This window comes from Pseudonocardia kongjuensis (genome assembly GCF_039526905.1).
In the GTDB taxonomy this organism is placed as follows: domain Bacteria; phylum Actinomycetota; class Actinomycetes; order Mycobacteriales; family Pseudonocardiaceae; genus Pseudonocardia; species Pseudonocardia kongjuensis.
The window spans coordinates 64,670-84,634 of record NZ_BAAAJK010000020.1 but is presented as its reverse complement, the minus strand read 5'-3'; the positions used below and the strand labels follow the sequence as shown (position 1 = coordinate 84,634).

19 protein-coding genes and 1 pseudogene are annotated in these 19,965 nt (G+C 73.4%); 11 read left to right on the top strand and 9 right to left on the bottom strand.

Going from position 1 to position 19,965, the window contains the following annotated elements; translation table 11 throughout:
* Nucleotides 1–900, bottom strand: a 900-nt coding sequence (gene meaB / locus ABD160_RS19565; protein ID WP_425563635.1) for a methylmalonyl Co-A mutase-associated GTPase MeaB, incomplete at its 3' end; no start/stop codon positions are given.
* Between the two features lie 70 nt (nucleotides 901–970).
* On the bottom strand, nucleotides 971–2,158 hold the full coding sequence (locus tag ABD160_RS19560; RefSeq protein WP_344024509.1) for an acetyl-CoA C-acetyltransferase: 1,188 nt from the start codon (nucleotides 2,156–2,158) through the stop codon (nucleotides 971–973).
* Nucleotides 2,159–2,301: 143 nt separating this feature from the next.
* On the opposite strand from ABD160_RS19560, the gene mce reads away from it, so the two are divergent.
* The 3 genes from mce (at nucleotide 2,302) to ABD160_RS19545 (ending at nucleotide 5,567) form a co-directional block, all read left to right on the top strand.
* Nucleotides 2,302–2,760 carry a methylmalonyl-CoA epimerase gene (gene mce, locus ABD160_RS19555; protein ID WP_344024508.1) on the top strand — a complete coding sequence of 153 codons (459 nt, stop codon included), beginning with the start codon at nucleotides 2,302–2,304 and terminating at the stop codon, nucleotides 2,758–2,760.
* 211 nt (nucleotides 2,761–2,971) lie between these two features.
* On the top strand, nucleotides 2,972–4,303 hold the full coding sequence (gene ccrA / locus ABD160_RS19550; protein ID WP_344024507.1) for a crotonyl-CoA carboxylase/reductase: 1,332 nt from the start codon (nucleotides 2,972–2,974) through the stop codon (nucleotides 4,301–4,303).
* Nucleotides 4,304–4,364: 61 nt separating this feature from the next.
* Nucleotides 4,365–5,567, top strand: coding sequence for a coiled-coil domain-containing protein (locus ABD160_RS19545; RefSeq protein ID WP_344024506.1), 1,203 nt, complete (start codon nucleotides 4,365–4,367; stop codon nucleotides 5,565–5,567).
* Nucleotides 5,568–5,844: 277 nt separating this feature from the next.
* Here the strand turns inward: ABD160_RS19545 and ABD160_RS19540 are convergent, their stop codons facing one another.
* The 3 genes from ABD160_RS19540 to ABD160_RS19530 form a co-directional block, all read right to left on the bottom strand.
* The gene (locus tag ABD160_RS19540; protein WP_344024504.1) at nucleotides 5,845–6,081 is read right to left on the bottom strand and encodes a hypothetical protein; all 237 of its coding nucleotides are present in this window, start codon (nucleotides 6,079–6,081) and stop codon (nucleotides 5,845–5,847) included.
* 84 nt (nucleotides 6,082–6,165) lie between these two features.
* Nucleotides 6,166–7,950, bottom strand: a complete 1,785-nt coding sequence (locus ABD160_RS19535; RefSeq protein WP_344024502.1) for a 3-hydroxyacyl-CoA dehydrogenase family protein — start codon at nucleotides 7,948–7,950, stop codon at nucleotides 6,166–6,168.
* Nucleotides 7,951–8,085: 135 nt separating this feature from the next.
* Nucleotides 8,086–9,618 carry an aldehyde dehydrogenase family protein gene (locus ABD160_RS19530; RefSeq protein ID WP_344024500.1) on the bottom strand — a complete coding sequence of 511 codons (1,533 nt, stop codon included), beginning with the start codon at nucleotides 9,616–9,618 and terminating at the stop codon, nucleotides 8,086–8,088.
* A 255-nt stretch (nucleotides 9,619–9,873) separates the two neighbouring features.
* On the opposite strand from ABD160_RS19530, the pseudogene ABD160_RS19525 reads away from it, so the two are divergent.
* Both ABD160_RS19525 and ABD160_RS19520 read left to right on the top strand, forming a co-directional pair.
* Nucleotides 9,874–10,290, top strand: a pseudogene (locus ABD160_RS19525) (DUF6879 family protein); the annotation flags it as partial.
* Complete coding sequence (locus tag ABD160_RS19520) at nucleotides 10,242–11,039, top strand: helix-turn-helix domain-containing protein (RefSeq protein WP_344024498.1); 798 nt, start codon at nucleotides 10,242–10,244, stop codon at nucleotides 11,037–11,039. The pseudogene ABD160_RS19525 and the gene ABD160_RS19520, both read left to right, overlap by 49 nt.
* Before the next feature lie 19 nt (nucleotides 11,040–11,058).
* Here the strand turns inward: ABD160_RS19520 and nucS are convergent, their stop codons facing one another.
* A complete protein-coding gene (nucS, locus tag ABD160_RS19515; protein WP_344024496.1) occupies nucleotides 11,059–11,718 on the bottom strand; it encodes an endonuclease NucS in 660 nt (219 codons plus the stop codon).
* 87 nt (nucleotides 11,719–11,805) lie between these two features.
* Here nucS and ABD160_RS19510 point away from each other — a divergent pair, with 87 nt between their 5' ends.
* Complete coding sequence (locus tag ABD160_RS19510; RefSeq protein ID WP_425563636.1) at nucleotides 11,806–12,306, top strand: NUDIX domain-containing protein; 501 nt, start codon at nucleotides 11,806–11,808, stop codon at nucleotides 12,304–12,306.
* On the opposite strand, the gene ABD160_RS19505 is transcribed toward ABD160_RS19510, so the two are convergent.
* Together ABD160_RS19505 and ABD160_RS19500 are read right to left on the bottom strand one after the other, a co-directional pair.
* Entirely contained in the window at nucleotides 12,264–13,022 is a 759-nt protein-coding gene (locus ABD160_RS19505; RefSeq protein ID WP_344024494.1) for an HAD-IA family hydrolase, read from the bottom strand. The genes ABD160_RS19510 and ABD160_RS19505 overlap by 43 nt on opposite strands.
* The gene (locus ABD160_RS19500) at nucleotides 13,019–13,963 is read right to left on the bottom strand and encodes a phosphoribulokinase (RefSeq protein ID WP_344024492.1); all 945 of its coding nucleotides are present in this window, start codon (nucleotides 13,961–13,963) and stop codon (nucleotides 13,019–13,021) included. The genes ABD160_RS19505 and ABD160_RS19500 overlap by 4 nt, the downstream gene beginning before the upstream one ends.
* Before the next feature lie 109 nt (nucleotides 13,964–14,072).
* Here ABD160_RS19500 and ABD160_RS19495 point away from each other — a divergent pair, with 109 nt between their 5' ends.
* From ABD160_RS19495 to ABD160_RS19475, 5 genes are read left to right on the top strand one after another with little or no spacing between them, the layout of a single operon-like run.
* Nucleotides 14,073–14,735: a response regulator gene (locus ABD160_RS19495; protein WP_344024490.1), complete on the top strand. Its 663-nt coding sequence runs from the start codon at nucleotides 14,073–14,075 to the stop codon at nucleotides 14,733–14,735.
* Complete coding sequence (locus ABD160_RS19490) at nucleotides 14,732–15,961, top strand: GAF domain-containing sensor histidine kinase (protein WP_344024488.1); 1,230 nt, start codon at nucleotides 14,732–14,734, stop codon at nucleotides 15,959–15,961. Before ABD160_RS19495 ends, ABD160_RS19490 begins: the two co-directional genes overlap by 4 nt.
* Nucleotides 15,962–15,985: 24 nt before the next feature.
* On the top strand, nucleotides 15,986–17,416 hold the full coding sequence (locus tag ABD160_RS19485) for a form I ribulose bisphosphate carboxylase large subunit (RefSeq protein WP_344024486.1): 1,431 nt from the start codon (nucleotides 15,986–15,988) through the stop codon (nucleotides 17,414–17,416).
* Nucleotides 17,417–17,429: 13 nt separating this feature from the next.
* A complete protein-coding gene (locus tag ABD160_RS19480; protein WP_344024484.1) occupies nucleotides 17,430–17,876 on the top strand; it encodes a ribulose bisphosphate carboxylase small subunit in 447 nt (148 codons plus the stop codon).
* Entirely contained in the window at nucleotides 17,863–19,026 is a 1,164-nt protein-coding gene (locus ABD160_RS19475; protein WP_344024482.1) for an AAA family ATPase, read from the top strand. Before ABD160_RS19480 ends, ABD160_RS19475 begins: the two co-directional genes overlap by 14 nt.
* 69 nt (nucleotides 19,027–19,095) lie before the next feature.
* Here the strand turns inward: ABD160_RS19475 and ABD160_RS19470 are convergent, their stop codons facing one another.
* A complete protein-coding gene (locus tag ABD160_RS19470; RefSeq protein WP_344024480.1) occupies nucleotides 19,096–19,917 on the bottom strand; it encodes a hypothetical protein in 822 nt (273 codons plus the stop codon).
* Nucleotides 19,918–19,965 lie beyond the last annotated feature (48 nt).

The window sequence follows — 19,965 nt, the reverse complement described above, 5'->3', positions numbered from 1 at the left end:
CACCCGCCCGGTCAGCGCCTCCAGCGCGTCCCCGCCGCGCACCCGTTCCATCCGCGCGCGCACCTGCTCCATCCCGATCGCCTCGATCTCGCGCCGGACCCGCTCGTGCCGGCGCCGGTCCCGCTCGCCGGACTTGCGCGCCCAGGCCAGGTGGTCGTCGAGGGCGTCGGCGAGCGCGCCGATCCCCTCCGAGCGGGAGGCGACGGTCATCAGCACCGGTGCCTCCCAGGCGTCGGTGCCGCCGTGGTCGCGCAGGTGCAGCATGTTGCGGAGCTCGCGCACGGTCCGCCGGGCGCCCTCCCGGTCGGCCTTGTTGACCACGAAGACGTCACCGATCTCCAGGATCCCGGCCTTCGCCGCCTGGATGCCGTCACCCATCCCCGGCGCCATCAGCACCACGGTGCTGTCGGCCAGTCCGACGATCTCCACCTCGGACTGCCCGACCCCGACGGTCTCGATCAGGATCACGTCGCAGCCCGCGGCGTCGAGCACCCGCAGGGCCTGCGGCGTCGCCCAGGACAGCCCGCCGAGGTGCCCGCGGGTGGCCATCGACCGGATGAAGACGCCGTCGTCGTCGGCGTGCTCCCCCATCCGCACCCGGTCGCCGAGCAGTGCGCCCCCGCTGAACGGCGACGACGGGTCCACCGCGAGCACGCCGACCCGGCGGTCCCGGGCCCGGAGCTCGCTGACCAGCGCCGAGGTGCTGGTCGACTTCCCGACGCCGGGCGATCCGGTCAGCCCGACGACGTGGGCCCCGCCGGTGTGCGGGGTCAGGGCGGCGGACACCGCACGCAGCTGCGGCCCGGCGTTCTCCACCATCGAGATCAGCCGGGCGACGGCGAGCTGCTGACCGGCGCGCGCCCGCTCGACGAGCTCGTGGGGGTCCGGCGGTCCGGGCACGATCGGTTCCTCCAGCGGGGACATGCGTCGGCCCCCGCCACGGCGGGGGCCGACGATCGTCACACAGGGATCAGGGCTTCGGCACGCGGATGATCAGGGCGTCACCCTGGCCGCCGCCGCCGCACAGCGCGGCCGCGCCGACACCGCCGCCGCGGGACCTGAGCGCGAGCGCCAGGTGCAGCGCGATCCGGGCCCCGGACATCCCGATCGGGTGACCGAGCGCGATCGCACCGCCGTCGACGTTGACCTTGTCCTCGTCGATGCCCAGCTTGCGGGTGGACACGATGCCGACCGCCGCGAACGCCTCGTTGATCTCGACCAGGTCGAGATCGGCGGGCTGGATGCCCTCCTTCTCGCAGGCCTTCGCGATCGCGTTCGCGGGCTGCTCGTGCAGGCTGGCGTCCGGCCCGGCGACGACGCCGTGCGCGCCGATCTCGGCGATCCAGTCCAGCCCGAGCTCCTGCGCCTTGGCCTTGCTCATCACCACGACGGCGGCCGCGCCGTCGGAGATCTGCGACGCCGAGCCCGCGGTGATCGTGCCGTCGGAGGCGAACGCGGGGCGCAGCCTGCCCAGGCTCTCGGCGGTGGTGTCGCCGCGGACGCCCTCGTCGGTGGCGAAGATGACCGGGTCGCCCTTGCGCTGCGGGATCTCGACCGGGGTGATCTCCTGCTCGAACGTGCCGTCCCCGGCGGCCCGGGCGGCCAGCTGGTGCGAGCGGGCGGAGAAGGCGTCCTGCTCCTCGCGGGTCAGGCCGTAGCGCTCGTTGTACTTCTCCGTCGAGGCACCCATTGCGACCTGGTCGAAGGCGCAGAACAGGCCGTCGTAGGACATGTGGTCGGTGAGCGTGGCGTCGCCGAACTTGGTGCCCTCGCGGGACTTGGTGAGCAGGTGCGGCGCCTGGGTCATCGACTCCTGGCCGCCGGCCACCACGACGTCGAACTCGCCGGCCCGGATGAGCTGGTCGGCGAGCGCGATCGCGTCGACGCCGGAGAGGCACACCTTGTTGATGGTCAGTGCCGGGACGTCCATCGGGATGCCGGCGGCGACCGCCGCCTGGCGGGCCGGGATCTGCCCGGCGCCCGCGGTCAGCACCTGGCCCATGATCGTGTACTCGACCTGCTCCGGTGCGACGCCGGCCCGTTCCAGCGCCGCCTTGATGGCGATCCCACCCAGCTGCGCGCCGGTGAATCCCTTCAGCGAGCCGAGCAGACGGCCCATCGGCGTGCGGGCGCCGGCGACGATCACGGTTCCGGACACGGGGTCCTCCAGCAAGCTTCGTTGACAGGTGGGCGGGCGGTCACCATACCCACGCGCTCCGCGGTCGCGGGACACGTCGGAGGGAGGGGGTGACCAGTGGCACACGGGCCTACTCGCCGGTAGTCACGGTAGCTTCTGCCCTCATGACGACAACCGATGATGTCCTGTCGCCGCTGGTCGTGGCCGTCGACCACGTCGGGATCGCGGTGCCCGACCTGGACGAGGCGATCCGCTGGTACGCCGACAATCTGGGCCTGGTCGCCGTGCACGAGGAGACCAACGCCGAGCAGGGCGTGCGGGAGGCGATGCTCGGTGCGCCGGGCGAGCCGGCCGGGGCCACGAAGGTGCAGCTGCTCGCCCCGCTGGACGAGAACTCGACGATCGCCAAGTTCATCGACCGCAACGGCCCCGGGCTGCAGCAGGTCGCCTACCGGGTCACCGACGTGGCGGCCGCCGCGGACGCGCTGCGCGCGAAGGGACTGCGGCTGCTCTACGACGAGCCGCGCCGGGGCACGTCGAACTCGAAGGTCAACTTCGTGCACCCGAAGGACGCGGGCGGGGTGCTGGTCGAGCTCGTCGAGCCGGGCTCTGATCAGCACTGATCCGGTGCCTGTTTGAGAACCGGTCCGGGACGGCCCCCACCCGGAAGGTCAGTACGGACGTCCGGTGGTCTGGGTCACGAACTCGCGCCGGGGCTCACACCGGGCGTCGCACAACGGTTAACATACTACGCGGTAACTTGCGGTATCCCAAGCAAGTACGGGTGAATGCACCTGATCACTCCCCTAGCAACGTCGCCATCGGAGGCCAGCAGTGAAGGACATCCGCGACGCCATCCTCGCCGGGCAGTTCGCCGACGTCGGCGGCCTGGAGGTGCCCGAGAGCTACCAGGGCGTCACCGTCCGGGCCGAGGACGCCGACATGTTCGAGGGTCTGACCACCAAGGACAAGGACCCCCGCAAGAGCCTGCGGGTCGAGGAGGTCCCGGTCCCGGAGCTCGGTCCCGGTGAGGCGCTGGTGGCCGTCATGGCCAGCGCCATCAACTACAACACCGTGTGGACGTCGATCTTCGAGCCGGTCTCGACGTTCAGCTTCCTCAAGCGCTACGGCAAGCTCTCGCCGCTCACCAAGCGGCACGACCTGCCGTACCACGTGGTCGGCTCCGACCTGGCCGGCGTCGTCGTGCAGACCGGGCCCGGGGTCAACGCCTGGAAGGCCGGCGACCAGGTCGTCGCGCACTGCCTGTCGGTCGAGCTGGAGAGCCCGGACGGGCACTCCGACACGATGATGGACCCGGAGCAGCGGATCTGGGGCTTCGAGACGAACTTCGGCGGGCTCGCCGAGCTGGCCCTGGTGAAGTCCAACCAGCTGATGCCCAAGCCCGCGCACCTGACCTGGGAGGAGGCCGCGTCCCCCGGGCTGGTGAACTCCACCGCCTACCGGCAGCTGGTGTCCCGCAACGGCGCCGACATGAAGCAGGGCGACGTGGTGCTGATCTGGGGCGCCTCCGGCGGCCTCGGCTCCTACGCCACCCAGTTCGCGCTGAACGGCGGCGCGACGCCGGTCTGTGTCGTCTCCTCCGAGGAGAAGGCGCAGATCTGCCGGGACATGGGCGCCGAGCTGGTCATCGACCGCAACGCCGAGGGCTACAAGTTCTGGAAGGACCCGCAGACCCAGGACCCGCGCGAGTGGAAGCGGTTCGGCGCGAAGATCCGTGAGCTCACCGGCGGCGAGGACCCGGACATCGTGTTCGAGCACCCCGGCCGGGAGACCTTCGGCGCCAGCGTCTACGTGACCCGCAAGGGCGGCCAGATCGTCACCTGCGCGTCGACGTCGGGGTACATGCACGAGTTCGACAACCGCTACCTGTGGATGAACCTCAAGCGGATCGTCGGCTCGCACTTCGCGAACTACCGCGAGGCGTACGAGGCGAACCGGCTGGTGGCCAAGGGCATGATCCACCCGACGCTGTCCCGGGTGTACCCGCTGGCCGAGACCGGCCAGGCCGCCTACGACGTGCACCGCAACACCCACCAGGGCAAGGTCGGCGTGCTCGCGCTGGCGCCCGAGGAGGGGCTGGGCGTGACGGACCCGGAGACCCGGGAGAAGCACATCGAGGGCATCAACCGCTTCCGCGGGGTGTGAGTGTGTCTCGGCTGTGCCTTTCGGCACAGCCGAGGCCACGGCCCGACGGTACGGTGAGTCCATGGCCGGTGACCACGATGTACCCGTACCACGAACCGGTTTCTCGGTCGCGCGCCGCGGTTACGACCAGGCGCAGGTCGACAGCCACCTGCGGCGGCTCGACGCCGAGGTGCGGATGCTCGCCGCCGACCGGGACGCCGCGGTCGCCCAGAACACCCGGCTGAGCCGCGAGCTCGACGACGCCCGCACCCGGGCCGAGGCGCTGCAGCAGCAGGTCAGCCGGCTGGCCGGGCCGCCGCAGAGCGTGCAGGGCATGAGCGAGCGGCTGCGTTCGATGCTGCGTCTCGCCGAGGACGAGGTCGCCGAGATGCACGCCCGCGCCGAGCGGGAGGTCGCCGAGCAGCGCCGCCAGGCCGACGAGCACGCCCGGGTGGTGGTGGCCGAGGCACGTGCGCACGCCGAGCAGATCGTCGCCGACGCCGAGGCACGCCGGGCCGAGCTGGACCGGCGGTCCGACGAGCGCGAGCGGGCCGTCACCGAGGAGCAGGCGCGCGTCGAGCGGGAGCTGGCGGACCTGCGGGAGCGCACCCGGGCCGAGCTGGAGCAGGCCCGCAGCAGCACCGAGGCCGAGCTCGCGCAGGCCCGCAGCAGCACCGAGGCCGAGCTCGCGCAGGCCCGCAGCAGTACCGAGGCCGAGCTGGCCGAGCTGCGGTCGCGCACCGAGCAGGACCTGGCCGAGCAGGAGCGCACGGTCACCGAGCGGATCACCCGCGCGGACGCGGAGGCCCGGGAGAACCGGGAGCAGGTGGAGCACGACTTCCGGATCGCGATGGACCAGCGCCGCAGCGAGGCGCTGACCACGCTGTTCGCCGAGCGGGACGCGCTGACCGAGGAGATCGGCCGGCGCAACCGCGAGGCCGACGAGCAGATCCGCCGGTCGCTGGACGAGGCCCGGGCCGAGGGCGAGCGGATCCGGGCCGAGGCGCAGCGGGACGCCGAGGAGATCACCGCGCGGGCCCGCCGGCGGGTCGGGCAGCTCACCGAGCTGCGGGACCGGGTCGCCGACCAGCTGCGGGCCGCCCGCGGGCTGATCGACGACGCGGCCGGGGACCTGGACGCGGGCCCGGGGCTCGACCCGGCGGACGCCGCAGGCGCCTCGCCGGAGCAGTCCGGGACGCCGGGCGACGACCCGGCCGGAGCCCCGTCCCCGGCGCCGCGCACACAGCCGAACGGCCGGACGAAGCACGCCGCCCGGGTGCGCTGAGCCCTCCGCCGCGGCGGCAGCGCCGCGGCTCGTGTTCGCACGGGTTCGTCGCGTTCGCACGGGATCGGATCCCGTGCGAACGCGACGAACCCGTGCGGACGGGGGCGGGCGGCGGCAGCCCGGCCCGGAACCACCGCCGGGCCCGGTGCCGCCGGGCTCGGTGCCGCCGGGCTCGGTGCCGGCGGGCTCGGTGCCGGCGGGCTCGGTGCCGGCGGGCTCGGTGCCGGCGGGCTCGGTGCCGGCGGGCTCGGTGCCGGCGGGCTCGGTGCCGGCGCGCTCAGTGCCGCCGGAAGCCCGGCCGTCGCCGGTCCCGGGCGTTCCAGCAGGGCAGGTGCCAGTGCCTGCGGTCCTCGACCCCGCCGGTGCCGTCGGCCGGCCAGGCCACGACGTGCGGCGTCCCGGAGGGGAGCAGCTGGTCGCAGCCCGGGCAGCGGTAGGTCTTCACGTCGTTGCCGCCGGGCACCCGGCGGACGTTCCACTCGCCGTCCCGGGCGCTCTCCCGGGAGGTGACCATGCCGCTGCCCAGCGGCGGCGCGACGGGGCGGCCCCGCCCCCGTTCCGAGGGGCGGGGCCGCCGCGCACGCCGGCCCGCCATGCCTCAGCGCTGCGTGTAGTCCCGGAACCCGTGCCCGGTCTTGCGGCCCAGCCGGCCCGCGGTGACCAGGTGCTCCAGCAGCGGCGCCGGCGCGAAACCGGACTGCCGGAACTCCGAGTACAGCGAGCGCTCGATCGCCAGCGACACGTCCAGGCCGACCACGTCGAGCAGCTCGAACGGGCCCATCGGGAGGGCACAGCCGGTCTTCATCGCGGCGTCGATGTCGTCGGCGGTGGCGTAGTGCGCCTCCAGCATCTTCACCGCGTCGTTCAGGTACGGGAACAGCAGTGCGTTGACGATGAACCCGGCCCGGTCGCCGCAGCTGACCGGCACCTTCTTCAGCTTCTGGGTGACCGCGAGCACGGTGGCGGCGACCTCGCGGGAGGTCCCGATCGTCGAGACGACCTCGACCAGCTTCATCACCGGCGCCGGGTTGAAGAAGTGCATCCCGATCACGTCACCGGGCCGGCGGGTGGCCGCGGCGCACTCCACGACCGGCAGCGACGACGTCGTCGTCGCCAGGATCGCGCCCGGCTTGCAGATGTCGTCGAGCGCACCGAACATCGCCCGCTTGACGTCGAGCTCCTCGGCGACGGCCTCGACGACCAGGTCGACGTCGGCCATGTCCTCCAGCGAGGTGGTGCCGGTGATCCGACCGACGATCGCGTCCCGGTCGGACTCCTCCAGCTTCCCGCGGGCGACCGCCTTGTCCAGCGACTTGCGCACGTGCGCGAGCGAGCCGTCGACCTTGGACTCGCTACGGCCGCGCACGACGACGTCGTACCCGGCCTTGGCGAAGACCTCGACGATGCCCGACGCCATCGTGCCGGTCCCGACCACACCGACCCGGCTGACGTCGCGCAGGGTCACGTCCTCGGGCACCGTCGACGACGGGGTCTCGTCGTCCGGCACCACGGTCGAGCTGTGCGGCGCCTCGTAGGTGTAGAAGCCGCGCCCGGTCTTCCGGCCGAGCAGCCCGGCGGTGATCATCTGCTTGAACACCGGGTTCGGCGCGTGCAGCAGGTTGCGCGACTCCCGGTACATCGTCTCGAGGATCTCGTAGGCGGTGTCGAGCCCGATCAGGTCGAGCAGCGCCAGCGGCCCCATCGGGTAGCCGCAGCCGTAGCGCATGCCGGCGTCGAGGTCCTCGCGGCTGGCGTAGCGCTCGGCGTACATCTTCGCCGCGTGGTTGAGGTAGCCGAACAGCAGCGCGTTCGCGATGAACCCGGCGCGGTCGCCGATGACGACCGGGACCTTGCCCAGCGAGTCGGCGAACGCCTTGACGTCGTCGATCACCTCCGGCTCGGTGACCACCGTGCGCACCACCTCGACCAGCTTCTGCACCGGCGCCGGGTTGAAGAAGTGCATCCCGACGACCTTGCCGGGCCGCTTGGTCCGCACCGCCAGCTCTGTCACCGACAGCGACGAGGTGTTGGAGCAGAGGATGGTGTCCTCGGCGACGACGCCGTCCACCGTCGCGAAGATCTCTGCCTTCGCCTCCAGGTTCTCCGGGATGGCCTCGACGACCAGCTGGGCCGGGGCGAGATCGGCCATCGACGTGGTGACCGTGATCCGCCCGAGCAGCTCGTCGGCCTGCTCCTGGGTCAGCTTGCCGCGCTGCACCGCCCGTCCGGTGGACGCCGCCAGGTGGGTCTTGCCCCGCTCCCCGGCGTCGGCGTCGACCTCGACGGCGATCACCTCGAGGCCGTTGCGGGCGAAGACCTCGACGATCCCCGCGCCCATGGTGCCGAGGCCGACCACTCCGACCGTCCGGATCTCGCGTGCCACGCTGCAACCTCCCAGTTGGACGTCTCTGTCGTCGCGCGCGATCCTGCCATCCGGGTCGCTACCGGTGGGTATGGTGCGACCAGGGCCACCCGCCCGCGCTGACCGGACGGGCAGTACCGCCGGGCGCGGCGGCCGTCACCGACCGTGCCGGGCCTTCACCACCCCGACCAGCGCCTGCATGGTCTTCGCGGTCCGCCGGAACGAGGTCACCGCGACCGGCAGCGCGAACCGCTGCCGGGCCACCGACTGCGCCCGGGTGAACTCGCGCAGGCCGTCGGCGCCGTGGATCCGGCCGAACCCGGACTCCCCCACCCCGCCGAAGGGCAGCGACGGGATGCCGGCGAACGAGATGACGCCGTTGATCGAGACCATCCCGCAGCGCAGCCGGGCGGCGATCTCGTCGCCGCGCTTCGCGGAGAACACGGTGGCGCCGAGGCCGTAGCCGGTGGCGTTGGCGCGGCGGACCGCCTCGTCGACGTCCGGCACCCGGTTCACCACCACCAGCGGCCCGAACGTCTCCTCGGTGACGGCGACCGAGTCCTCCGGGACGTCGGCGATCACCACCGGGGAGATGGTGCCGTCGTCGTGCACGGACTCCGCGCCACCGACGATCGCCCGGCCGCCCGCCGACAGCGCCTCGGTGACGTGCCTGCGCACGATCTCGGTCTGCGACGGCATCGTCATCGGGCCCAGGTCGCCCTCGTTGGCCGCGGTGCCGACCCGCAGCTTCGACGCGGCCGCGCGGACCTTCTCCAGGAAGCGCCCGGCGACGGTCTCCACGACGTAGACCCGTTCCACGCCGACGCAGGTCTGCCCGGCGTTGGACATCCCGCCCCAGACGGCGGCGTCCGCGGCGGCGTCCAGGTCGGCGTCGGCGTCGACGATCAGCGGGTCCTTGCCGCCGCACTCCATCAGCACCGGGACCAGGTTCTCGGCGCAGGCGGCCATCACCCGGCGGCCGGTCGCGGCCGACCCGGTGAACGCGATCTTGCCGACGCCCGGCGCCCGGCACAGCTCGGCGCCGGTCGCCCCGAACCCGGTGACGACGCTCAGCAGCGGGTAGCGGCCGACCTCGGGCACCGCCTCGGCGAGGGTGCGCGCCAGCTCGTGCGCGACGCCCGGGGTGAGCTCGGACGGCTTGAACACCACGGTGTTGCCCGCGGCGAGCGCGTAGGCGATCGACCCCATCGGCGTGAAGATCGGGTAGTTCCACGGCCCGATGACGCCGACCACGCCGAGCGGCCGGTACGCCACCGATGCGGCCTGGTTCGCCATCAGCAGGCCCGGCGACACCGACTTCCGCCCGAGCACCTTCGCCGCGTTCGCCGACGCCCAGTCCAGGTGGTCGATCGTCAGGACGACCTCGAGCCGGGCGTCGTCGAACGGCTTGCCGGTCTCGTCGGCCACCACCCGGGCGACCCGGTCGAGCTGGCGGACCAGCACCTTCTTCCAGGCGGCCAGTCGGGTGCGGCGGCCGGCGAAGCCGAGGCCGTCCCACCAGGCGGCGGCCTCGCCCGCAGCGCGGACGGCGGCACGCACGTGCTCGGCGTCGTGCACCGGGTAGCGGGCGAGCTCGGCGCCGGTGCGCGGGGACAGCGACGCGAAGTCGGTACTACCGGCGGGATCGGTGGCGGCGGTCACGGCGGAGTCAGCGGCGGTGGCACTCACGTGATCAGCGTAAACGCCCGCGGAAGGTCCGGCCGGGCCCGTACTGGCCCCGGAAGGTCAGCCTCGGCGACGCCGCCGACCCAGCTCCACCCGAACCCGGTGCACGGTGCCCGCGGCGCCGCTCGGTGGGGCGGATGGAGACCCTGCCCGGCTACGCCCCGGGCGACGACGACTTCGCGGCGTGGCTCCGCGGCGAGGAGCCGGACGCCGAGCGCAAGCAGGCTTGGCTGACCCGGCTCGCCGAGGACCACCACCCGGGGCATCCGGCATTTCCGGGTCCGCCGGCTACCCGCGCAGCTGACCGACTACCAGCTCTTCTCCTGTCAGCAGGGATACGCGCGCAACGCGGCCGACGGCCACGAGGACATCCGGGTGCTCCGCGACGGCGAGCACCCGGTCCCGGACGGGCTGCTCGAGACCGACTACTGGTTGGTCAACGGAGACGTCGTGGTTCCGATGCTCTACGACGGGCCGGGCGGCTTCGTCGGCGCCGGGATCCTGCGGCCGGCCGAACGCGCCCGGTTCACCGACGACCTCGCCCGAGCGTGGGCGGCCGCCGAGCCGTGGGCAGAATGGTGGGCGCGTCATCCCGAGTTCCACCGACGAGAAGGCTCAGCGCTCCAGTGCCACCAGACCAGCGCGTCACCGGCCGGGACCGCATCGCCCAGCTGATGGTGCTCGTCCGCGGTGACCTGCGCCAGACCGAGGCCGCCGCGCGGAGCGGCCTGAGCCAGCCCTCGATCTCGAAGGCCGAGACCGGCCGGTCCACCCCGCAGCCCGCGGCCGCCGAGTCCTACGCACGCGCGCTGGGCGCCCCCGCGGCGCTCCGCAGGGAGCTGGTCGAACTGTGCCGGGCGGCCCAGGCCGAGCTCATCACCAGCCAGAACCGCATCGTGCGCCGGGGGCCCGAGATCCAGCGCCGGATCCGGCTGCTGGAGTCGCAGTCCGACGTGATCCGGTCCTGGCAGCCCGAGATCGTGCCCGGGCTCATGCAGTCCTGGGACTACACCCTCGCCGTGATCGAGCGGCCGACCACCCCCAAGTGGGAGCGTGAACGCCGCGCCCGGCTGGCCCTGCTCGACGACGCCGACCGCCGGTTCCTCCAGCTCGTCGCCGAGAGCGTGCTGCGCTACGTCATCGGGTCCGACGCGATCATGCGTGCCCAGCGGGAGCATCTGATCGCCCTGTCCCGGCGCCCCAACATCCGCCTCGGCGTCCTCCCGTTCGGTCCGCCCCTGCCGCCGCCCCCGCCCGGGTTCCACCTCTACGCCGACCGGATGGCCGTCTCCGAGACCATCGCCGGAACGAACTTCCTGGACGAACGCGCCGATCTCGACGCCTACCGGGCGGCGTGGGACCGGCTCGACGCCGCCGCGCTGCACGGCGACGCGGCCCGCGATCTCATCGGCTCCATCCGCTGAACCCGGCGGACGCGACCGCTCAGAACAGCCGCATCTCCTTCGACGTCATCCCGCGCAGCTCGTCGTAGTCGACGGTCGCGCAGCGGATCCCGCGGTCGGTCGCCAGGGTCCGCGCCTGCGGCTTGATCTGCTGGGCCGCGAACACCCCCTGCACCGGAGCCAGCAGCGGGTCCCGGTTCATCAGCTCCAGGTACCGGGTCAGCTGCTCGACGCCGTCGATCTCACCGCGCCGCTTGATCTCCACCGCGACGTGCCGGCCGTCGGCGTCGCGGCACAGCAGGTCGACCGGCCCGACGGCGGTCATGTACTCGCGGCGGACCAGCGTCCAGCCCTCGCCGAGGGTCTCCGGGTGCGCCGCCAGCAGCTCCTGCAGGTGCGCCTCCACACCGTCCTTGACCAGGCCGGGATCGACGCCGAGTTCGTGCGTCGAGTCGTGCAGCACCTCGTCGATGGTGATCACCAGCGACTCGTCGGCCTTGTTCCGCACCGTCCACACGCCGGGCTCCTCGGTGAGCCAGCAGGGCGGGGACATCCAGTTCAGCGGCTTGTAGGCGCGGTCGTCGGCGTGGATGCTCACCGAGCCGTCCTGCTTCACGAGCAACAACCGCGGGGCCATCGGCAGGTGGGCGGTCAGCCGTCCTGCGTAGTCCACCTGGCAGCGGGCGATGACGAGGCGCACCCGGCTCACTGTAAGCCGACCGTGATCGGCGAAGCTGGGCGGGTGATCGAGCAGATCTCGACCCGCCGGGTGTACGCGAACAGCTGGATGACCGTCCGCGAGGACGGCATCCGGCGCGCCGACGGCACCGAGGGGATCTACGGCGTCGTCGACAAGCCCACCTACGCCCTGGTGATCCCCCGCGACGACGACGGCCGGCTGCACCTGGTCGAGCAGTTCCGCTACCCGGTCGGCGAGCGCCGCTGGGAGTTCCCGGCGGGCACCGCGCCGGACCGGGCCGAGGCCGATCCGGCCGAGCTGGCCGTCCGCGAGCTGGTCGAGGAGACCGGCCTCGCCGCGACGGCGATGACCTTCCTCGGGATGCTCGACGTCGCGCCCGGCATGTCCAGCCAGCGCGGCCACGTCTATCTCGCCACCGGTCTCACCGCGGGCCCGCCGCAGCGCGAGCACCAGGAGCAGGACATGCGCTCCGCCTGGTTCACCCCGGACGCCTTCGAGGAGCTCACCCTGCGCGGCGGGATCACCGACGCGCAGACCCTCGCCGCCTACGCGCTGCTGCGCCTGCACGACTCCCGCCGGACCCGCTGACCGTCCGCGAGCAGGCCGCCGAGCAGCTCGGCGTCCAGCGCCGGATCACCGTCGAACGACTCGCGGACCAGCGCCGCACCGCCGACGTCGTGCCCGGCGGTGGGCCCGGACCGCACCACCACCGTCACCAGGCCCGCCCCGAGCGCGGCCCGCAGGCCGGCCGCCGAGTCCTCCACCGCCACCACGCACGACGCCGGCATCCCCAGCCTGCGCAGCGCCAGCCGGTAGCAGCGCGGATCCGGTTTCAGCGCGGTCACGTCGTCGCCGTAGACCGCCACGTCGATCTCCTGCGCGACGTCGCCGATCAGGTGCCCGACCAGCGGTTCCGCCCACTCCCGGCGACCGGTCGTCACCACCCCGATCCGGACGCCGTGCCGGCGCAGGTCGGCGACCAGGGTCCGGACGCCAGGCCGGGCCGGGATCGACCCGGACCGGGCGTGCTCGGCGAACAGCGTCGTCTTGGTGCGGTGCACCCGTTCCGCGATCCGCTCGGCGGCGTCGGCGGCGTGGCCGCGGGCCCGCAGGTCGGCGGCGATCCGCTGCCTGCCCCCGGTGACGGCGAGCAGCCGGGCGTAGTGGTCGGCGTCCCAGTGCACACCGACGCCGTGCTCGGCGAACGCCCGGTTGAACGCCGGGCGGTGCCCGTCCCGCTCGGTCTCGGCCAGCGTCCCGTCCACGTCGAACAGCACCGCCGACGGCACGTCCCCGGCGCTCACCGGTCCAGCTCCATCAGGTGGAACAGGATCAGCAGCTGGGCGATCGCCAGCGGCTCGCTGCGGTCGTCGCCGATCCGGCCCAGGCCCGCCGGGGCGTCCCGGCCGGGCGCGTCCAGCTCCGTCCAGATCGCCTTCTCCACCGCGACCGACTCCTCCCGGGGCACGTAGCCGTGCACGTGCAGCGACTCCACCGGGCGTCCGTCCGGGTCGCGCTCCAGCTTGAGGTGCATCGCCCGGCTCAGCCCCGGCTGCAGCACCCCGGTCAGGTCCGGGTGCGGGATCGTCGGGCGCAGCATCACCGTCGCCGACAGCGGCGTGCCCGCCGGGTCGTTACGGCTCTCGATCGGCGCGAACCGGACCACCAGGTCGGCGTGCCTGCGCTGCGGGCGGATGTGCTCGGCCGACTCGGGCTCGCGCCGCTCCAGCTCGGCGATCACCTGCTCCGGGTCGTAGCCGCGCTTCGCGCAGTCGCGCTGCACCTTCCAGTCCCGGCGGATCTCCTCCGGCGGGTCCAGGTACACGGTGACGTCGAAGCACGCTCTGGCCAGCTTCGAGTACAGCGGCAGCAGGCCCTCGACGATCACCACCGGCGCCGGTTCGACCAGCTCGGGCCGGACCAGCTCGCCGGTCGAGTGGTCGTAGACCGGTTTGAGCACCGGCTCGCCGGTCGCGAGCAGCTGCAGGTGCTGCTCCATGATCCCGATGTGGTTGCAGTCCGGGTGCAGCGCCGTGAACGGCAGCCCGCGGCGTTCGGTCCGGTCGTAGCGGTGGTAGTCGTCGGTGCACAGCGACACGCAGCGCTCCGGGCCGAGTGCCTCCACCAGCCCGCGGGTCAGCGTGGTCTTGCCCGCGGCGCTGTCCCCCGCGATCGCCAGCATGATCGGTCGGCGGCGCGCCTCGTCGGGCCCGGCCCGCCGGATCCGCAGTGACTTGTCCGGCACGGCGGTCCTCCTCTCCCCGTCGGGTGGCCGACGCTAGGGAGCGGACGGGGCCGCGGGCTCCCCCGGCTCGGGGGAGCCGCGGGGGGAGAACCCGCCCTATGGTGGGCGCATGACGGGCGCCACACCGCTGCGGCTGGTCGTGGTCGACGACCACGAGATGGTCGTCCAGGGCCTCAAGGCCATGCTGGGGCCGTTCCGCGGCCGGGTCCGGGTGGTCGGCACCGCGCACGACGCGGCGGCGGCGCTGGCGGCCGCGGTCTCGCTGGAGCCCGACATCGTGCTGTGCGACGTCCGGATGGCCGGCGAGTCCGGGCTGGACCTGTGCCGCAGGCTGCGCGAGCGGCTGCCCGACCAGAAGGTCGTGCTGCTGAGCGTCTACGACGACGAGCAGTACCTGTTCCAGGCGCTGCGCGCCGGGGCCGCCGGGTACCTGCTGAAGCGGATCGGCGGCGAGGAGCTGGTCCGCCAGCTGGAGCTGGCCGCGACCGGGACGACCGTGGTGGACGCGACGATGGCCGGCCGGGCCGCGGCGTCGGCGGCCCGCCTGGAGCGCAACGAGTTCTGGCCCGGCGCCCGGCTCGGGCTCACCCACCGGGAGAGCGAGGTGCTGGCGCTGCTGGTCGCCGGGCACTCGAACCGGTCGATCGCCGCCGAGCTGGTGATCGGCGAGGAGACGGTGAAGTCGCACGTGCGGGCGGTGCTGCGCAAGCTCGACGTGCCGGACCGGACGGCCGCGGTCGCCGCCGCGCTGCGGGAGGGGGTGTTCCGGTGAGCCCGCGCGGGCTGGGCCTCGGCGACCCGGAGCGGGAGAACGCCGTCCTGCTCGGCATCATCGAGGCCACCGCGAGCGGCCCCGGGGTGGAGCCGCTGGCGGCCGCCGTCGCCCGGGTGATCACCGAGGCGACCGCGACCGACGTCTGCTTCGTGCACGTGCTCGACGACTCCGACCGCGCGCTGACGCTGGCCGGTGCCACCCCGCCGTTCGACGCCCGGGTGGGGACCGTGCACCTGCCGCTCGGGCGCGGGGTGAGCGGCTGGGTCGCCGCGCACCGCACCCCCGCCGTGATCACCGACGACAAGGGCGCCGATCCGCGCTACCTGCCGATCCCGGAGCTGCGCGGCCAGGACTACACCTCGATGGTGTCGGTGCCGATGCTGTCCGAGCCCTACGGGCTGGCCGGCGTGCTCAACGTGCACACCGTCGACCGTCGCGAGTTCGGCGACCGCGACGTCCGGCTGCTGCTGGCGATCGGCAGGCTGCTCGCCGCGGCGCTGCACCAGGCCCGGATGCACCGCAGGCTGCGGGCCCGGGAGCGGGCGCACGAACGGTTCGCCGAGCAGACCGTCGCCGCCCAGGAGACCGAGCGCCGCCGGCTCGCCCGCGACATCCACGACGGCATCTCGCAGCGGCTGGTCACCCTGTCGTTCCACCTGGACGCCGCCGGGACGCTGCTCTCCCACGGCGAGATCGCCGACGCCCGGGCCGAGCTGGCCAGGGCCTCCGACCTGGTCGGGACGACGCTGGACGAGGCCCGTTCGGCGATCGGGGCGCTGCGCCCGCCGGTGCTCGACGATCTCGGCCTGGCCGGGGCGCTCGCCGCGCTGGCCCGCGACCTGCCGGTGCCGGAGGTCCGGCTCGAGCTCGACGAGCGACGGCTGCCCGACCACGTGGAGGTCGCGCTGTACCGGATCGCGCAGGAGGCCCTGCAGAACGTGCTCAAGCACGCCGGGGCGTCCCGCGTCGTGCTGCGGCTGGCGGTCGACGACGACGGTGTCCGGCTGGAGGTCGCCGACGACGGGACCGGCCTGGCCGGCGTCCGCGAGGGCTACGGGACGGCCTCGATGCGCGAGCGCGCCGAGCTGATCGGCGGGATCGCCCGGCTGCGGTCGCGCCCCGGTGCCGGTACGACCGTCGTCGTCACCGCTCCTCATGTCACAGCACCCCACTCTGAGCCATCTGGCGAAGAGTCCGACCGGAACACTCGATTGTCCGACTGACGGTCCGGCCGCACGCTGGAGCCCATGAGCGATCGATGGAGCGCAGGCGTCATCCCCTACGCCGAGATGGGGTACTGGCAGCCCGACTACCAGCCGAAGGACACCGACCTGCTGTGCGCCTTCCGGGTCACACCGCAGGACGGGGTGCCGCCCGAGGAGGCCGGGGCCGCCGTCGCCGGTGAGTCCAGCACCGCGACCTGGACGGTCGTCTGGACCGACCGGCTGACCGCCTACGAGCACTACCAGGCCAAGTGCTACCGGGTGGAGCCGGTCCCGAACACGCCCGGCCAGTGGATCGCCTACATCGCCTACGACCTCGACCTGTTCGAGGAGGGCTCGATCGCGAACCTGACCAGCTCGATCATCGGCAACGTCTTCGGGTTCAAGCCGCTCGCCGCGCTGCGGCTGGAGGACATGCGGATCCCGCCGCACTACGTCAAGACCTTCGCCGGGCCGCCGCACGGGATCGTCACCGAGCGCGAGTACCTGAACAAGTTCGGCCGCCCGCTGCTGGGCGCGACCACCAAACCCAAGCTCGGGCTGTCCGCGCGGAACTACGGCCGGGTCGTCTACGAGGCGCTGCGCGGCGGGCTGGACTTCACCAAGGACGACGAGAACATCAACTCCCAGCCGTTCATGCGCTGGCGGGACCGCTACCTGTCCTGCATGGAGGCGGTGAACCGGGCGCAGGCCGAGACCGGCGAGGTGAAGGGCCACTACCTCAACGTCACCGCGGCCACGATGGAGGACATCTACGAGCGCGCCGAGTTCGCCCGCGAGCTGGGCAGCGTGATCGTGATGGTCGACCTGACCGTCGGCTACACCGCCATCCAGAGCCTGTCGACGTGGGCCCGGCGCAACGGCGTCATCCTGCACCTGCACCGGGCCGGGCACGGCACCTACACCCGGCAGAAGAACCACGGCGTCAGCTTCCGGGTGATCGCCAAGTGGATGCGCCTGGCCGGGGTCGACCACATCCACGCGGGCACCGTCGTCGGGAAGCTGGAGGGCGACCCGAACGCGGTCGCCGGCTTCTACGACGTGCTGCGCTCCGGGCGCAGCGAGGCCGACCCGGTCAAGGGGCTCTACTTCGACCAGGACTGGGTGTCGATGCCGGCGACCATGCCGGTCGCCTCCGGCGGGATCCACGCCGGGCAGATGCACCAGCTGCTGCACCATCTCGGCGAGGACGTCGTGCTGCAGTTCGGCGGCGGGACGATCGGGCACCCGATGGGCATCGCCGCCGGCGCCGAGGCGAACCGGGTCGCGGTCGAAGCGATGATCAAGGCCCGGAACGAGGGCGCCGACTACCTGGCCCAGGGCCCGGAGATCCTGCGCGCCGCCGCGAAGCGCAACCGGCCGCTGGAGACGGCGCTGTCGACCTGGGGCGACATCACGTTCGACTACGCCTCCACCGACACCCCGGACGTCACGACCACCCCCACCCCGGCCTGAGACGGAGGCACCGATGCGCGTCACCCAGGGCACCTTCTCCTTCCTGCCCGATCTCACCGACGACGAGATCACCGCCCAGATCCGCTGGGCGCTCGACCACGACTGGCCGTGCGCCGTCGAGTTCACCGACGACCCGCACCCCCGCAACACCTACTGGGACATGTGGGGCATGCCGATGTTCGACCTGGCCGACCCGGCCGGGGTGCTGGCCGAGATCAACGCCTGCCGGCAGGCCCATCCGGAGCACTACGTCCGGGTCAACGCCTACGACGCCTCGCTGGGCCGGCAGACCGTGGCCCTGTCGTTCCTGGTGCAGCGGCCCGCGGCGGAGCCGGGATTCCGGCTGGACCGGACCGAGGGCGCGGACCGGCGGATCGGGTACACCGTGCACCCCTACGCCACCGAGCGTCCGGCGGGCTCGCGCTACGGGGCGTCCGGGAACGGCCGTGCGCCGCACTGAGAACGGCGGGCCGGGGGCCGGCCCGGCGCGGACCTCCGGCGCCGCCGGGCCTGCCGCCGCGGCGCCGACCCGGATCGCGTTCGGCTCGGCGGCCCCGCCCGGGTCGGCCGAGCGGGCGAGCCCGGCCGGGCCCACCGGTTCGACGCGCCCGGCCGGGTCCACCGGTTCGACGCGCCCGGCCGGGGCCACCACGTCGGCGCCCCCGGTCGACCGGTCGGCGCCGGACCACGCCGGCCCCGCCGGGTCAGGGCCGGAGCCCGAGCTCGGCCCCGGGGACACCGTCGACCTGGACGAGGTCCGCCGCGAGGCCGGCGTCGACCGGGAGCTCGACGCCCTGGACCGCGAGCTCGTCGGGCTGGCACCGGTGAAGCAGCGGCTGCGCGAGCTGGCCGCGCTGCTCGTCGTCGACCGGGTGCGGGCCCGCTTCGGGCTGACCACGCTGACCCCGACCCTGCACATGTGCTTCACCGGCAATCCCGGCACCGGCAAGACGACCCTGGCCCGCCGGATGGCCGGCCTGCTGCACGGCCTGGGCTACCTGCGCACCGGGCACCTGGTGTCCGCCACCCGGGACGACCTCGTCGGCGAGTACGTCGGACACACCGCACCGAAGACCAAGGAGACCGTCCGGCGGGCGCTCGGCGGGGTGCTGTTCATCGACGAGGCCTACTACCTGCACCGCCCCGGCAACGAACGGGACTACGGCGGGGAGGCCATCGAGATCCTGCTGCAGGCGATGGAGGACCACCGGGGCGACCTGGCAGTGATCCTGGCCGGCTACGCCGACCGGATGGGCACCTTCTTCACCGCCAACCCGGGGATGCAGTCCCGGGTCGCCCATCACGTCGACTTCCCGGACTTCTCGGTCGACGAGCTGGCCGAGATCGGGAGCCGGATGACCGACGAGCTCGGCCTCGCGCTCTCCGACGACGCCCTGACCGCCCTCCACGACTACCTGGAGCTGCGCTCGGAGCAACCCTTCTTCGCCGGTGCGCGCAGCGTCCGCAACGCCCTCGACCGGGCCCGGATGCGCCAGGCGCTGCGCCTGGCGAACGCTCCCGGTGCGATCGTCACCCGCGACGACCTCCGCACCCTGGCCGCCGCCGACCTGCGCGCCAGCCGCGTCTTCGACGGCGGCCACGCTCGCTGACGCCGCCGCACAGGTTCCGCGACGACCGCACTGGTTCCGTCCAGTGCGGTCGTCGCGGAACCTGTGCGGTCAGGGCACCAGCGCGGCGCGCAGGCGGGCGGCGGGGCCGCGGAAGTCGGCCAGGTCCTGCCAGGTCCAGCGGTGCACGGCGAATCCGGCGGAGCGGGTCCGGTCCTCGCGCAGCTTCTCGGAGTAGAGCGCGTCGGTGTCCGGTTTTCCGCGACGGCCGTACTTGACCCGCCCGTCGAACTCCCCGATGACGCGCTGCCGCGGCCACGCGAAGTCGGCGAGATAACGGTGGCCGGCGACGACGATCGGGAACTGCAGCTCAGGCTCCGGGAGCCCGGCCACCGCGAGCGCGACCCGTGCCCGCGACTCCCCCACGCTTCCGGAGCGCCCGTCCGCGAACGCCGCCACCCGGCGAACCGCTCCGGCACCGCGGCGCCCCGCCGCGGCCGCGACCGCCATGTCGAGCTCATGCCGCAGCAGCGGCGGCGGCACTCCCCGCTCCCGTCGTGCCAGCGCGGAATCGGCGAGCGCGACCGCGATCTCGAAGCCGGCCGTCCGGGCGATGTCGACGACCGTCCGGGCGCACGTGGTCACCGCCAGCCCTCCGACGACGGTGCGGTCGGAGGCACCCAGCGGGGACGGGTGCAGGTGCAGGTCCCGGGTCCGGCGACCGCCGTACGAGCGGTCCCTGGTGACGTGCACCCGGTCCAGCGGCAGGTTCCACACCGCGAGCCCGTGCAGCACCGCCGCAGACACGTGGCTGGCCACTGCGGCCTCACCGAGCTGGGCCAGCACGGCACGTGTCGTGGCGTGGTGCCGCTCGACCGCATCGGCGGGGAGCGCTCCGTCGAGATAGGCGCCGCGGCGGAGTTGCCGCAACACGCCGGTTCGCCTCGCCCGGCGCAGCTCGTCGTCGCTCCATCCCGCCGC